General features: G+C 49.7%; 9 protein-coding genes. 4 read left to right on the plus strand and 5 right to left on the minus strand.

What is annotated here, in order from left to right:
- Window positions 1-303: 303 nt before the first annotated feature.
- The 3 genes from H6F91_RS15530 to H6F91_RS15540 form a co-directional block, all read right to left on the minus strand.
- Window positions 304-1,014, minus strand: coding sequence for a polysaccharide deacetylase family protein (locus H6F91_RS15530; RefSeq protein WP_190773250.1), 711 nt, complete (start codon window positions 1,012-1,014; stop codon window positions 304-306).
- A gap of 3 nt (window positions 1,015-1,017) precedes the next feature.
- Complete coding sequence (locus H6F91_RS15535) at window positions 1,018-1,410, minus strand: hypothetical protein (protein ID WP_190773251.1); 393 nt, start codon at window positions 1,408-1,410, stop codon at window positions 1,018-1,020.
- 769 nt (window positions 1,411-2,179) lie between these two features.
- A complete protein-coding gene (locus H6F91_RS15540) occupies window positions 2,180-2,668 on the minus strand; it encodes a TerB family tellurite resistance protein (RefSeq protein ID WP_190773252.1) in 489 nt (162 codons plus the stop codon).
- Window positions 2,669-3,150: 482 nt separating this feature from the next.
- Between H6F91_RS15540 and H6F91_RS15545 the strand changes: the two genes are divergently transcribed.
- Window positions 3,151-4,368, plus strand: coding sequence for a Coenzyme F420 hydrogenase/dehydrogenase, beta subunit C-terminal domain (locus tag H6F91_RS15545; RefSeq protein WP_190773253.1), 1,218 nt, complete (start codon window positions 3,151-3,153; stop codon window positions 4,366-4,368).
- Between the two features lie 236 nt (window positions 4,369-4,604).
- On the opposite strand, the gene H6F91_RS15550 is transcribed toward H6F91_RS15545, so the two are convergent.
- Complete coding sequence (locus H6F91_RS15550; RefSeq protein WP_190773254.1) at window positions 4,605-5,159, minus strand: hypothetical protein; 555 nt, start codon at window positions 5,157-5,159, stop codon at window positions 4,605-4,607.
- Between the two features lie 508 nt (window positions 5,160-5,667).
- Here H6F91_RS15550 and H6F91_RS15555 point away from each other — a divergent pair.
- On the plus strand, window positions 5,668-6,666 hold the full coding sequence (locus H6F91_RS15555) for an ABC transporter substrate-binding protein (protein ID WP_190772908.1): 999 nt from the start codon (window positions 5,668-5,670) through the stop codon (window positions 6,664-6,666).
- Between the two features lie 724 nt (window positions 6,667-7,390).
- Window positions 7,391-8,989 carry an NAD(P)H-quinone oxidoreductase subunit 4 gene (locus H6F91_RS15560; RefSeq protein ID WP_199307857.1) on the plus strand — a complete coding sequence of 533 codons (1,599 nt, stop codon included), beginning with the start codon at window positions 7,391-7,393 and terminating at the stop codon, window positions 8,987-8,989.
- 160 nt (window positions 8,990-9,149) lie between these two features.
- Here the strand turns inward: H6F91_RS15560 and H6F91_RS15565 are convergent, their stop codons facing one another.
- The gene (locus tag H6F91_RS15565; protein ID WP_190772909.1) at window positions 9,150-10,991 is read right to left on the minus strand and encodes an adenylate/guanylate cyclase domain-containing protein; all 1,842 of its coding nucleotides are present in this window, start codon (window positions 10,989-10,991) and stop codon (window positions 9,150-9,152) included.
- A 269-nt stretch (window positions 10,992-11,260) separates the two neighbouring features.
- Between H6F91_RS15565 and H6F91_RS15570 the strand changes: the two genes are divergently transcribed.
- Entirely contained in the window at window positions 11,261-14,944 is a 3,684-nt protein-coding gene (locus H6F91_RS15570; RefSeq protein ID WP_190772910.1) for an NB-ARC domain-containing protein, read from the plus strand.
- Window positions 14,945-15,300 lie beyond the last annotated feature (356 nt).

Below are 15,300 nucleotides of genomic sequence, written 5' to 3' on the forward strand. Positions count from 1 at the left end.
ATCTCCTAAGTGGTGTATTTTTATTGGAAGATGACCACCCCGGCTTCCTCTGGCTAATGTCAGATGGAATCATGTCAGGTAAATTTCAACAATACTCTGGACAGTTTTTCTGAAACCGTTGATTTTGCGTGCGCTTCGCGCACGCAAAATCAACGGTTTCAGAAAAACTGTCCGAACTAATAGAAACCGGGCTGTGCATTAATTGTGAAATGGTTGTTGAAATTCGGAGTGGATGCAGCTCACCCAGCTTTCAACAACCATTCAAGATTCCGATGTAAATGGGCTGCATAAACCCTATGAACATTAAGTCAGAGGGTTAAGAGAAGCACGACTAGGCTGCACCTGCCAGAGCTGATTAACGGTGACAAACTCATAGCCAGCATCCCGGAGCATGGGGACAATTCGATCGACGATCGCCACAACATCTTCGCCGCCGTGATAACCATCGTGTAGCACAATGAGCGAGCCGTCTCGGATCTGATTACGAATACGATTCACGATGACTTCAACTCCAGGGCGTACCCAATCTTCTGGCACAACGCTCCACATCACTGGACGGTATCCCCAACTATGCAATTGAGTGAGAATTTGTGGAGTAAAGAACCCATTGGGCGGACGCACATCACGAACATGTTGGGCAACGTAAGCGGGGTCTAGCTGACAAGCCTGAGCGATCGCCTCTTGAGTCTGCTCCAGTGATTGCTTTAGCTCGGTCGTTGAGAGCCAGGGAAAGGAGCGGTGGGTATAGCCATGGAGCCCAACCCAATGACCCTGGTCGTAAGCAGTTCGAGCAACTTGGGGAGCTCGTTCAATACACTGACCCAACCAAAAGAAGCTGGCCGTTACCTGGTGTTTGTCCAAACATTCTAATAAAGCAGGGGTATAGCGGGGGTGAGGGCCGTCATCAAAGGTGAGAGCGATCGTCTTACTCTCACCACAGCCTTCCCAAAGGCATGAGGGAAAAACAGACTTTAGCGCAGGCTGAATTAATGGATAAAGCGGAGCAAATTCCATACGTCAGATCTCATGGCAACAGGATCGTCGTGCCCATGCCGATTGTACAAGGGAAGTCACGACGTCGTTGCTGAGAGGCTTAACCAGAAAACCGTCCAATCCGGGGGTTTCTTCTAAAGGCATCCAACTAGGAGCATGGCAATCAGTAAGGACGACAATTGTCGCCTGACGAGTATTGGCAAGGGTTCGCAGGTCGTGCACCAGGTTGACAGACCAATGGTGTTGTCCTGACAGAATAACCAGATGAGCGGGAGCTCTTTGCGCTTTGAGCATCATCTGAGCAGGGGAATCTGCAATTTCTGTCGAGCATCGAAGACGAGCTAACACGGAAACGAGTCGCTGCAGGTCATCAGATGGTTGTCCTAAAACTAGAACGTGGCTGTGAGAAAAAGACATGGACAAAGACTCATCTTCGAACACTGAATGTGTTTCCATTATTCCTGCATTGAAATAGGGAACTAATGGGCTAAACCCATACAGAACGAGTCTTTCCACACATTGTTATGAAAATCTGATTTTGTTTTTCTTCCTTTTTCCGTTCAAAAGATTCTCAATAGTTTTCAATCCTTATCTGAATATTTCGCGATCGCCTACCAAATAACAGAAAAAGGAAAGAATTAGGTAGAGTCCTCACTCTCGCCCTAGTAAAGGCTCTATCACCGCCTTATAACCTCAACCCTATCGTTTAGAAGATTGATTTTGTGTCTGTTTTAACCACAAAACTCACTCCTTTAGAAGGAGAATCCAAATTTACAAATATAAATATTTGCCCTAAATTATGTTGATTGTTGTAGCGCTATCTCAGTACAGAACAAAACCTCTAAAATCCAGATTTTCCCGTGATAAAAGCGAAGCCCTCACGACAAAAAAATCTGGATTTTGAAGGTAGTTCTCTTCTTTGTTTCGTACTGAGTAGAACTATATATTTAAAAGCAGGAAGAATATTTTTGGACAGCTACGTGCAGCGTGGCTGTTCACAATATCCTGTCCTACCTCCGTTGTGTCAGGTTATATCAACTAAATAAAAAGTTGGTTCTTCGGATGCTTACACCCCAAAAACCAACTTTTTAGAAGGGTATTTGAGAACTTGATTTGTGTGCTACACGTACAAAAAATCAAGCTTCTCGGAACTTTTCAAACATCCTCTAAAATAGCTAAATAACTTTTAGCGATGGATAAACTCTTCAAGCTGTTGGGATAGGAGTTCAACCAAACTGGCTCCTGACTCTGAAGATGTTAGAGCCTCTGCCTGAATCCGTTCGACAGTTTCTGGGGCAAAGCCTAGAAGTCCGACCAATTCACGGTAGGCAGCTGCCTCATCCGCGTTCACCAAATCCTCGTCTGGCGTACGAGCACTGGAATGGATCACTTCATAGGCAAGCCGGAGTACTAGCTCCCGCTCTGCGCTCGTTTGAAGCCGTGGGATCAATTCACTCAAAGGAATATTTTGCATCAAATAATCCCGCAGTTCTTGACGCAGTGCATCTTGTTGGGGCGCGTCAGCAGCAAACATTCCACTAAAGCGATCGAGCATCAGATCCACTTCTTCGTCAGCCAGGTTTCCATCCGACCAGGCCATCGAGGCAATAATCCGTAACAGATTCATCTGACTGGGCGAGATGGATGGAGGGTTGGGGGGAATTTGTAGAGCCATCAGCGTCCTCCTGAGTATGGGAATGTGTAAAGGATGAACAGAAATAAAGAGGGCCTTCCCAAGCTCAAATATGAGGCGTAAGCACCCAAAATCATGGGAGCTTTTGGAAAAGCCCAAGGAAAACGGCCATGAAATTACTCGCACCCTAACACGCACATTTTGATCTCTGCATCGCTTGATTCAATTCTTTGGAGTTGGTTACACGCAGTTACAGTTGCATTTCTTATTAGAGAGAGAAGGTTTGCCTACCTCCCTCGCAAAGCTTTCATTCTTGTGTACGCTCTCTACCCATAGAAATGTGAGCTTAAGCTTATTCTGATCTGACGCTACGAAAGCCAGAGGCCGTTTGAGAAGTTGATTTTCTGTGGGTACAGCGCATAAAAAATCAACTTTTCAAACAGCCTCTAAGATGATGGTTCTAGCTCTGGGGTATTGTGGTCTATAGACGAGCAGCTTTAAACCGGATTCATAAATACCTTTCAATGACAGCAATTCACCCGGAACCTACCCCATCTAAGGCCCACCAAAAAGCGAAAGCTCTAAAACCGGGCAGCGTCCGTCCTGCTAAAGAACTCTGCAGTGAATGTGGCTTTTGTGACACTCACTACATTCATTACGTCAAGGAAGCCTGTGCCTTCCTGAACCAACAATTTGACAACCTGGAACAGACGTCTCATGGGCGATCGCGCGATCTCGACAACCCTGACGAGCTCTACTTTGGCGTACAAAAAACCATGATGGCGGCTCGCAAAATAGAGCCGATTCCAGGTGCTCAGTGGACGGGAATTGTCAGCACAATCGCCATCGAGATGCTAAAGCGGGGCATGGTGGAAGGGGTGGTCTGTGTGCAAAACACGAAAGAAGATCGCTTTCAACCCATGCCTGTTATCGCGCGCACGCCGGAGGAAATCCTCGCGGCCCGGGTCAATAAGCCAACCCTTTCCCCTAACCTGTCGGTGCTGGAGCAGGTGGAGCAGTCTGGGATGAAGCGGCTGTTAGTCATCGGCGTAGGCTGCCAAATTCAGGCATTGCGAGCGGTGCAAGACAAACTGGGGCTAGAGAAGCTGTATGTATTGGGAACCCCTTGTGTGGACAACGTAACCCGCGCTGGGCTCCAAAAGTTTCTCGACACAACCAGCCGATCGCCCGAAACTGTGGTGTACTACGAGTTCATGCAAGATTTCCGGGTTCACTTCAAGCATGAGGATGGTTCTGTCGAGACGGTGCCTTTCTTTGGCCTGAAAACGAATCAACTAAAGGATGTGTTTGCTCCCTCGTGCATGAGTTGCTTTGATTACGTCAATTCCCTGGCGGATCTGGTGGTGGGGTACATGGGTGCGCCTTTCGGTTGGCAGTGGCTTGTGGTGCGAAACGAGACTGGGCAGGAAATGTTGGATCTGGTAAATGAGCTGATCGAGACACAGCCCGTGATGTCGAAGGGCGATCGCAAAGCCGCTGTACAACAAAGCATCCCTGCTTACGACAAGGGTGTCACTTTACCGATGTGGGCAGCCAAGCTCATGGGAGTGTTCATTGAGAGAATTGGACCTAAAGGGTTGGAATATGCCCGTTTTTCCATTGACTCCCATTTCACCCGCAATTATCTATTTGTACGCCGTAACTACCCGCAGAAGTTAGCGGCTCATGTGCCTGAGTTCGCCAAGCGAATTGTGGGCCAGTACGAGTTACCCGAAAAGTAAGCAGCGCTGAACACGATCACGCAACCTGGAAGAGAGGTGGGCGCTTTGCGTCCACCTCTCTTTACTAAACTCGGCAAGACCTGAAACTGCTTCAATCAAAAAGGGAGATGGGCACTTTGTGTCCGCCTCTCCTCAATAGATTAAGCAAGACCTGAAACTGCCTCAATCAAGAAAAGAGGTGGAAGCTTTGCGTCCACCTCTCTTCTTGATTGAGGCAAAACCCGAAACTGGCGAGTTCATGGATTAACCTGCAAGGTGTTAAGAATCTGACTGCACTGGCTACGGTACTCAGAAAATGCGTCTTCAAGCGTACGGCAGGTTAAGACGTATCCGGTTTGGTTAGCGATCGCAAATCGTTGTAACACCCGAATGCCTATTTCTGGCAGTGATGACTCGACCTCGGCTCCAGCCAGGGAACCCATCATTATTGGCTTCTGAGAGTGAATCACAAAGCCGAAGGTTTGCATATTTTGCAGGTTCAGCTCTAGATAAGAAGTCGCATCACCCGGATAAGGTTCCGTCACCATGTTGACAAAGATGGCTCCATCGGGTGACTCGTATTGAGCGACTAACGAGACATTGCCGATATTTGGCGACGCGTATTGAGTTGCCTGCCAGTCTTGAGGTATAGCGAAAGACCAGCGATCGCCTCGCACAACCTGAACTCCCTCTGGAACTTGCTGAGCTAGAGCCGGGGCAGTTGTCAAAAGTGGGAGGTTCAATGGCGCATTTGCCTCTGCCGTCCCTAAGGGAAATGCTAGAGCCAGGGTCAGTACGTAGGTGTGTTTCATGGTTGAACCGTCCCAGGTAACTTCGCTTCAGTATGCCAATTATGGTTTAAAGCTGTACTGTTTTTTGCCTAAGAATACAAACCCCGACGCTAGCTTTGTGCCGCTCAAGTTTTATTTATGCTTTAAGCAGGAGGAAAGTGACAGCAATTCTCATTTTGAAATCAGGCCCGAGAACCGCGCGCCTTTGGCGCGCGGTTCTCGGGCATCAAAGCCAAGAGTTCACGCCCGTAGGGCGTGAACTCTTGGCTTTGATGCCCATACTGAGAATTGCTGGGAAAGTGAAGGTGTCTGGGAACAAGAGAAGACTTATGTGAGTATAGATACAGGTATTGCATCTCACTTCCCATGCGATTCATCCCATAGCAGTCATTTCTATGCAGTTGGGAGATAGAGATGGCTTTTTTAAGTAGTTGAGAGCACTGCTATTTAAAGTCCCATGCCATCATCGAGAGGCGCATAGCGGAGTTTTACCCTAAAGCCATCGTTATTACTTACCTAAACCCTCCTCATGCTGAACCAACTGCTGCGCCGTGTAGTGGCGTTTGTTGGGTTAGCCATTGCGACCGCTGCTATTCTAGTAGCCTGTAATGGCCAGGCCCCTTCAGAATCTACTAATCCTCCTTTGGTTGTTGGTTCATCTCCCTGGCCTGGGTTTGCAGGCTATTATGTAGCCCTAGAAAAAGGTTTCTTTCGAGAGGAGGGGGTAGAAGTTACTGATACCTACTTCCAAATTGCGACAGATGTTAATACGAGGCTTCTAGCTGGCAAGCTGGATCTAGCCTGGACTGGAGGGCCCGATGTGGTGGTCATGGCCAGTCAAGATCCCACATTACGGCTCATCATGTTATCCGACTATTCTGATGGGGCTGATGGAATTCTGGCTCGGAATGTTCAGGGCCCTGAAGATTTGAAGGGAAGGGCGATCGCCTGGGAAAGTCTTCCCCTGCAAGCATTGCTCCTGCGCAAGTATTTGGAACAAGGAGGCCTGACTGAGAAGGATGTTACCTTGCAGATTCTCCCAGCGGCGGCGGCAGCGACGGCTTTTACTGCGGGTCAAATTGATGCAGCGGTCACCTATGAACCCTATTTGAGCACAGCGGCAAAAGACGGGAAGGGGAGCATTGTGTTCAGCTCTAAAGGTTCCAACATCATTCCTGTCGGTTTGGTCGGCAAAGAAGAAGTCATTCAAGCTCGACAGGAGGAAATTCGCGCCTTCATTCGTGCCGTCGATCGTGGGGTAAAGGAGGTTCGGAGTAATTCTGGTGAGACAAATGCGATCGTTGCAAAAAAACTAGGAGTTGAGCCATCAGCTGTACTGAACCAACTTGCAACCGTTCACCTTTTTGATGTTGCAGAAAACAAATCCATCGTCTTTAACTCTCGCGATCCACTCAATGTGATGGATAGCCTGAGATTTGCCGTTAAGACCAGCGAAGAGATCTCTTTAATCAACACTCCCGTCAATGCAGACAAGCTCTACGACTCAACCCTCATAGAGGGGTTGTAGGTAGCCACAACTTTAGGTTGAAAAGTTCAAAAAAGAGTGGGTGAAGTGTTCAGCACTTCACCCACTCTTTTTTGATACTGAAATTCAAATATCAAACCGTCATCACCCAGATAGGTGAGATTCAGCCACTCACTTAAAGTTTACCAGCAAGCTCTAGAGTATTGACCCTAATACAGAGGTGCCTGGAGGAAAAGCCCACATTTATGTAGAGAAATATAACCAACACTGGACATTTAACTCATCTTTCCGAAACAAAGTAGGGCCTCGCCTCCCAACCCAAAACCTTCCAATTTAGGGCTAGAGACCTTATCTGAAGGAAGTTTCAGCACTTTTAGGAATCAAAACACCAAAGACAAAAATGAATGAATGTTCCATCAAGAGTAGATAAATAGTTATGGCTTTGTCGGGATATCGAGAAATTACGGATGAATAAATGGGTATAAAAACGAAAGATATGTTTAACAAACTTAACAATCGGGGTATTATTGGAATAGGTAAAAATTCTCACTGCTTCGTGGTTGTTTGTTCTTTGAGAGACGTTGACATCTGAGGTTATCCCTTCTCTAGAGCGGTCTATTGCCCTACATGCTAGTGACTATCGAGTTCTTCACCGTTTTAGCTACGTCTCTCAGTCTGCCTCTTCACAGACAGACCCCGGTTGCTAACAGGATTTTTTCTTGCAGCCCATGTTCTCTACAAATGCAAAGTCCTTGGGTAGGCTTCCATGATTAGTACACACTTTCCTTGGTTAACGGCACTGATTCTCTTCCCCGTACTCGCCGCACTGCCTATTCCGGTATTGCCTGATAAGTACGGTAAGACCGTTCGCTGGTACACCCTCGCGGCCGGCCTGACAGAATTCTCCCTCATGCTCTATGCCTTCTGGAAGCATTACGATCTGAGCAACCCTGGCTTCCAACTGGTTGAAAATTACAACTGGATTCCTCAAATCGGCCTGCACTGGTCTCTGGCAGTTGATGGACTGTCCATGCCTCTGGTCATTCTGTCTGGACTGGTTACAACTCTGGCACTACTGGCCTCCTGGCAAATTAAGGATAAGCCAAGGCTGTTCTACTTCCTGATGCTGGTGATGTACAGCGCCCAGATTGGAGTGTTCGCCGCTCAGGATCTCCTGTTGTTCTTCCTGATGTGGGAATTGGAGCTGGTCCCGGTTTACTTACTCATTGCGAACTGGGGTGGGGAAAAGCGCCTCTACGCTGCCACAAAGTTTATTCTCTACACGGCCGCTGGTTCCATCTTCATTCTGGTTGCTGCGCTTGCAATGGCCTTCTACGGTGGCGACGTCACCTTCAGCATGCAGGAGTTGGGGCTAAAATCCTATTCCCTTGGCTTCGAGCTGGTCATGTATGCGGCGTTTTTGCTAGCCTTTGGCGTCAAGTTACCCATCTTCCCGCTGCACACCTGGTTGCCCGATGCCCACAGTGAAGCACCGGCTCCGGTCTCGATGGTTCTGGCAGGCGTTCTTCTGAAGATGGCCGGTTATGGTCTGCTGCGCATGAACATGGAAATGCTGCCCAATGCTCATGCTTACTTTGCTCCAGTGTTAGCCATTTTGGGTGTCGTCAACATTGTTTACGCCTCACTCACGGCCTTTGCTCAGGACAATCTGAAGCGCCGCATGGCCTACTCATCCATTGCTCACATGGGCTTCGTGCTGATTGGTATTGCTTCCTTCACCACGTTGGGGGTTAGCGGTGCCGTCCTGCAGATGATTTCGCACGGATTAATTGCTGCAGCACTGTTTTTCCTGGCTGGAGTCACCTACGAGCGCACCCACACGTTATCAATGGACAAGCTCGGTGGAATGGCCAAGCAAATGCCAACGGTGTTTGCTCTCTTCACCGCAGGATCTATGGCATCCCTGGCTCTTCCCGGTATGAGTGGATTTGTCGGTGAGCTGACTATCTTCCTGGGCTTCACCAGCAGCGATGCCTATAGCACCTCGTTTAAGGCGATCGTGGTGCTGCTGTCAGCGGTTGGGGTTATTCTCTCTCCGATTTACCTGCTGTCTATGTTACGTCGAGTTTTCTACGGCAACAGCAATCCTGAGCTGCAACAGTTCTCACTACTGGATGCTAAGCCCCGAGAAGCCTTTATCGCGCTCTGTTTGCTGGTTCCCATTATTGGTATCGGGATTTATCCTAAGTTGGTAACCCAGACTTATGATGCAACCACGGTGGCACTTACCAGCCAGGCTCGAACCGTGCTACCTGCGATCGCCCATCAACCCATTCTCAACATTCAAGCCCACTTGACGGCTCCAAGCCTGCTGGGCACCGAAAGCAAAAACCTGTTTGACTAGAGCTTACCTTTAGAAAAGTGATCCCTTCGGGAAACTTAGGTTTCCCGAAGGGATCACTTTTTCCGCTGCTTGTGCCCCACAGAAGTTTCCTCAGCGTTATAACAAGTAAGGTTAAATGCCAATGCCAATTTTTGGCATTGGCATTTAACCCGACATGATATTAGACCGAGCAGGATTGATAGAGCGTCGCTAAGGCTTCCTGAACCCTAGGTGGAACAGCGGTGAATTGCAGAGTAATGGTACTCTGGTCGGGATTTACACCGGCAACTTTGGCGTAAATATCATCCTGGGCAACAGATTCAGAGCCCATGAAAAGATTTAGCTTAAGATTGGCAAATTCAGAGAGGTGCTGAAGGGCTGTGGGAGCGATCGCCACCTCCGCCCCCTTAGGAGACAGACGCATCAACTTTCCCTGGAAGACTTCTCCGCCCATAGCTTTTCCATCCAATACGATGAAATGTAGGGGCAGTGCCTCTGTTAGCGCAACGAAAACTTCCTCCATTCTGGGCAAGTACAAATTGTGGAACCCAGCAACGCCGTACACTTCATAGAGAGTGACAGAGCCCTTCACACCCTTCATCTGTACCTGACGTTGGTTACCAATGCGGACACTGGAGCCTGCCGCTCGCAAGGTTTGTTCCGAAATTAAGATCTGGCCGCCGCAGGTAAATGACTCGATCCGGTAGGTCAGATTCACCTGATTGCCGACAATGCCATACTTCGTGCGCTTTTCGGAGCCAATATTGCCAACCACCACATCCCCAGTATTGATGCCGATGCCCATTTCCAAAGGCGGCATCCCCAGAATACGCATGTGTTCATTGACGGCTCCCATTGCTAACTGCATGGAAACAGCACAGACTACCGCTCGTAAGGCATCATCCTGGCGTGGTGTGGGTGCCCCAAATAACACCAGAATGCCATCACCCATGAATTCATCGATGGTGCCCTGGTATTTGTTGATGACATCCGCCATGTATTCCAGATAGAGATTGAGGACATTGATCACTTCCTCGGGCGGCAAACGTTCAGACAGAGCCGTGAAGCCCCGGAGATCAGAGGTGAGGATGGTAATGTTGCGGCGATCGCCCCCCAGCTTCAATGCCTCCGGGCTCTCCAGCAACTTCACCACCACTTCGTCGCTAAGATAGCGCCCAAATACTTGCCGGATCAGTTGGTTGCGTTTCGCTAAATCTGTATTGGCCTGAGCCAGATCCGCTGTCCGTTCACGCACCCGACCTTCCAATTCCCGTGCGGTCTCCCGCAGTTTGCCAATCACCAACGTCAAGCCCGATAGCCCCAGCACCGAGATCCCGCCCAGCATCAGGGACGTTTCCCGCAGGTCGTGCTTCACCTTGGTTACGAGGCTATTCAAAGGCTGGCTGATTTCCCAGACACCTGCCACGTCACCTACTTGCCAATCGGTTTTGGGACTGTCTAAGTGGGTGTTGTGGCAGGTGACACAACTGGGTTTCATAATACTGGGCTCGGCATAGCGCAGGAAAGTACCACCATTGTGCTGCTCAAACCGTACATAAGTTTCTTTAGAATGCTGGCGCAAATAGGCGAGCGCTTCGTGCTCAAAGGCATCCTTCGCACCCCCAGTTTTTTTCCGCCACGGGAACGGATAGTCGCTGAAAAACCGCACAGATAAATCGTGGTTTTCGTCGCTAACCTGTTGCCCCAGCTCAATTGCAAAGGTTGAGGGTAAGGGAATCCCACCCTTTTTGTTGAGGTAAGCGTGGGTGACAGAAATCCCATTCACGACTTTGGCGCGATCGGCCGCCGATTCGCTGTAGAGATCGATAGCTTGGTTAAAAGTTTGAATGTAAAGTTTAGCGTTTATAACCGCTTGGGATTCAATCAGATTGGAAGATAGGCGTGACATATTGGAGAGAGCAATTCCCGCTCCAATACAAAACAGTAGCATCAGCACCAAGACAATGCGCTTGAGCAGCCAGCGTAACAAGGTGTTCCACAATCCTGGGAGTCTTTCAAGCATGACAAGCCCTTCTATTACGGATGGTTTCGTGTATGCTGATGACGTTGCAGTAGGCCATGACAACTTTCGACATTCAGGCGATAGAACCGAGATTTTTAAGATGACCCTACATCGTTCAGTGCCTTAGAGAAAAGTGTACGCCTGTATCTTTTCACTCCTAAATTCCGAAAGGATTTGATACTTAAACATCTTTAATGCCATTTGAAAAAAATTCTAAAAATCTCTAGTTTTCTTCAGGTTAAACTTGCCGTTTTGCGTCGCTCTTGTCCATGGATGATGTAGAACAGATTCTTACCTTTACTGATACATTGGTGGCCGCCAAGACAGGGTTACACCTGAGCGATCTCCAGCGGGCCATGCTACGCGAGTCCTGGTCCTGGCAGCGGTTGAGTTATGACCAGATTGCGGACTCTTACGGCTATTCATCGACCTACTTAAAACACGATGTGGGGCCAAAGCTGTGGAAGTTGCTATCGGAAGTACTGGGAGAAAAGGTTACAAAAACAAGCTTTCGAGCGGCGATCGAACGTCGGTTTTTAGCGACATCGGCTTCTCCTCCGATCATTCCACCCCTTGCGGCCACTTCAGCATCCGCTCAGGCGATCGCTACCGTCGCTGATGTAGAAACCCTGACATCACCTCCATTGCTACATCGGCAGGATTGGGGAGATGCCGTTGAGGTCATCCATTTCTATGGGCGGGAGCGTGAGATCGCACAGTTACAATCCTGGATTGTGGAGGAACGAAACCGGGTTGTTGCCGTGCTGGGGATGGGGGGCATGGGTAAAACGACCCTCTCGATCCGACTGGTAGAACAGCTTCAGGAGCAGTTTGAATGGGTGGTCTGGCGATCGCTCCACAATGCCCCTCCGCTGGAGGATTGGTTGGCTGACGTGCTGCATGTGCTCTCAAATGGACAAGAGCGCCATGACCAACCCTTAGAACAGCGCATGAGCAAGCTGCTGAGTTATTTGCGATCGCACCGCTGCCTGCTGGTTCTCGACAATGTGGAAAGTATTTTGCAGGGCAGTGCCCGGTCTCCCCAGGGCTCAGGGGGGTATCGAGACGGGTATGGCAACTATGGAACCTTATTTTTGCAGATGGGCAAGACTCGCCATCAAAGCAGCCTACTGCTGACGAGCCGGGAGAAACCGCCCGAAGTGTCGCTCATGGAAGGGGAAATGCCGGTGCGATCGCTCTCCTTAGGTGGCTTAGATCCGACCGGAGCCCGCAACCTGTTGCAACTCAAAGGGACTTTACAAGGGGCTGATGCAGATTGGGACGAGCTCATTCAGCGCTATTCTGGCAATCCCCTGGCTTTAAAGTTGATCCCCAGCACAATCCAGACGTTATTTGATGGCAATATTCACGATTTTCTGCAAGAACAAGCATTAGTATTTGGCAACCTGCGAACTTTATTAGATCAGCAGTACGAACGGCTATCCATTCTCGATAGAACAGTGTTGTATTGGTTGGCCATTTATCGGGAGTCTGCAACATTTAGCGAGTTACGAGCAGATATTTTTCCACCCGTTCCACCGCAGCAGTTGATTGATGCACTGGAATCATTGGAGCAGCGATCGCTCATTCAAAAACAAGCCAATCTCTTCTCGCTACAGCCGATTGTCATGGAGTACATGAGCGATCGCCTGGTCATGCAAATATGCCACGAAATTCAGGATGGCCTACAGATTGCAGACGGGCAAGGATATTGCTTAATCAAGCATCACTCCTTACTCAAAACGCAATCCAAAGATGATCTACTGAATACACAAATACGGCTTATTCTGGCACCCATTATCCATCGTCTCACCTTGGAATTAGGCGTCACCTCATTAAGCGATCGCCTGTTACAACTCTTGACTCAGTTGCGTGGTAAACCTGCGTTAAATGTCGGGTATGCCGGAGGTAATGTATTGAATCTACTCTGTCAACTGCAACCTATTTTAAGAGATTACGACTTATCTCAATTGGTGCTTTGGCAGGCGGATCTTCAACAGGTTCAATTACATCGCGTTAACGTCTCGGGTTCTGACTTATCCCATTCTCTCTTTGCGGAAACTCAGGGTATTGTTTTTTGCACCGCGTTCAGTCCAGATGGTCGGTTATTGGCAACGGGAGATGCAGAAGGGGGATTGCGGCTCTGGCAGGGTGCAGAAGGCAGTTTGCTATTCGGGCTAACGGGGCATCAGGGTTGGGTGTGGGCGATCGCCTTCAACGCTGATGGCAGTTTGCTCGCCAGTTGCAGCAGTGACAAAACCATTCGCATCTGGGATACGAACACGGGGCAGTGTTTACAAACACTCACCGGGCATCGCAGCAGTATTTGGGCGATCGCTTTCGACCCCATCACCCATCGTTTAGCCAGTGGTGGTGACGAATCCACCGTGTTCCTCTGGGATTTAGACCGTGGAACCTGTGTAGAACAGTGGGCAGGCCATGAGCAGCGCATTTTAAGTGTTGCTTTTTCGGCCGATGGTCAACGGTTGGTCAGTGGTAGTGGTGATGGTGCGATTCGGGTTTGGGATGCAACGACTGGGGTAGTGCAGTGGTGTGGTGTAGAACATGGCGATCGTGTCTGGTCCACCACCTTCAGCCCCGATGGTCAGTGGATAGCCAGTGCCAGCGCTGATCGCACCCTCAAACTTTGGGATGCCCACACGGGAACCTGTCTGAAGACGATGGAAGGGCATAGCGATCGCGTTCGTTCCGTCCTGTTTACCCCGGATGGCCAACGCTTGATCAGTGGCAGCGACGATCACACTATCAAACTGTGGGAAACCGCGAGTGGACAATGTGTGCAGACCCTCTGGCGACACACTAGCACCGTTTTCTCCCTCACCTGTCATCCCCAACAGTCCATTCTGGTCAGCGGTAGCGCCGATCAAACGGTTCGGGTTTGGGATTTGCGTAACGGCCAGTGTCTACGGACCTGGAAGGGCTATACCAACTCCATTTTTTCCGTCGCTTTCCATCCCCAGGGGCATCTGCTCGCCTCTGGTAGCACCGATCAGACCATTCGCCTCTGGGCAATGAAAGAAGGAACCTGCCAGAGATTACTTCAGGGACATCGCGGTTGGGTCACATCCGTTGCCTTCCATCCCCAGGGGCATCTGTTGGCCAGCAGTAGCGCTGATGCGACGGTGCGGCTGTGGTCTACCAAAACAGGAGATTGTCTGAAGGTTTTGGAGGGGCACACAAACTGGACGCAATCTGTCAGCTTCAGCCCCGATGGGAAATGGTTAGCCAGTGCTGGGGATGATTGCAACCTTCGCATCTGGTCAGTGGAAACGGGGCGCTGTGCGGCATTTCTGGAAGGACATCAGGGATGGATTTGGGCGATCGCCTTTAGCCCCAATGGTCAATTGCTAGCCAGCAGTAGCGAGGACCAAACCATCCGGTTGTGGTCAGTGGAGCGCCGAGAACCAATTCATACCTTACAGGGCCATGAAGGACGAGTGCAGGGTCTTGCCTTCAGCCCGGATGGGCAACGTCTCGCCACCAGTAGTGGGGATACCACCGTACGGCTCTGGGATGTCGCGACCGGCGAATGCTTGCAAATTTTCAAGGGTCATGAAAATAACGTCTGGTCTGTGGCCTTCAGCCCGGATGGAGCACTTCTGGCAAGTCGTAGCCTGGATCAGACAGTGCGCTTATGGGATCTAGCCACAGGAGAATGCCGTCGAGTATTGTCTGTGCCATCCCAGTCAGTACGCTCGGCGATCGCCTTCCACCCCGAAGTAGAAAACGGAATCACCTCTTCCCACGCCATCCTGGCAACAGGCAGCCACAACGGAACCATTCAACTTTGGGATACAGAAACGGGGGAATGTCTCAAACTCTTTCGCCCAACCCGCCCCTATGAAGGCATGAATATTGCTGGCGTCACGGGGATTACTGCTGCGCAAAAAGCAGTCCTGCTGGCACTGGGTGCCACGGAAGAAGATACTTGATTTGGCAATACTCTCAGTTCTGTTGATGGCGGTGGTTAGAACATCTCATCTAGCAAAATTGAGGCACCTTATGCCTCAATAACCAGCAATTCTCATTTTGAAATCAGGCCCGAGAACCGCGCGCCAAAGGCGCGCGGTTCTCGGGCATTAAAGCCAAGAGTTCACGCCCTACGGGCGTGAACTCTTGGCTTTGATGCCCATACTGAGAATTGCTGCTCAATAACCCTTCCTAACTCCTGGCTTATACCAAACAAATATGAAGCTGCGCCAAACTAGAAGAGTCCTCTTTGAGGTGATGGGCGATGACAGGACGTCCTTTTCAAGTCACGGTGACGGAGAGCCTGGAGCAGTTAGAG

The sequence above is a fragment of the Leptolyngbya sp. FACHB-8 genome, assembly GCF_014695575.1.
Lineage (GTDB): Bacteria > Cyanobacteriota > Cyanobacteriia > Elainellales > Elainellaceae > Vacuolonema.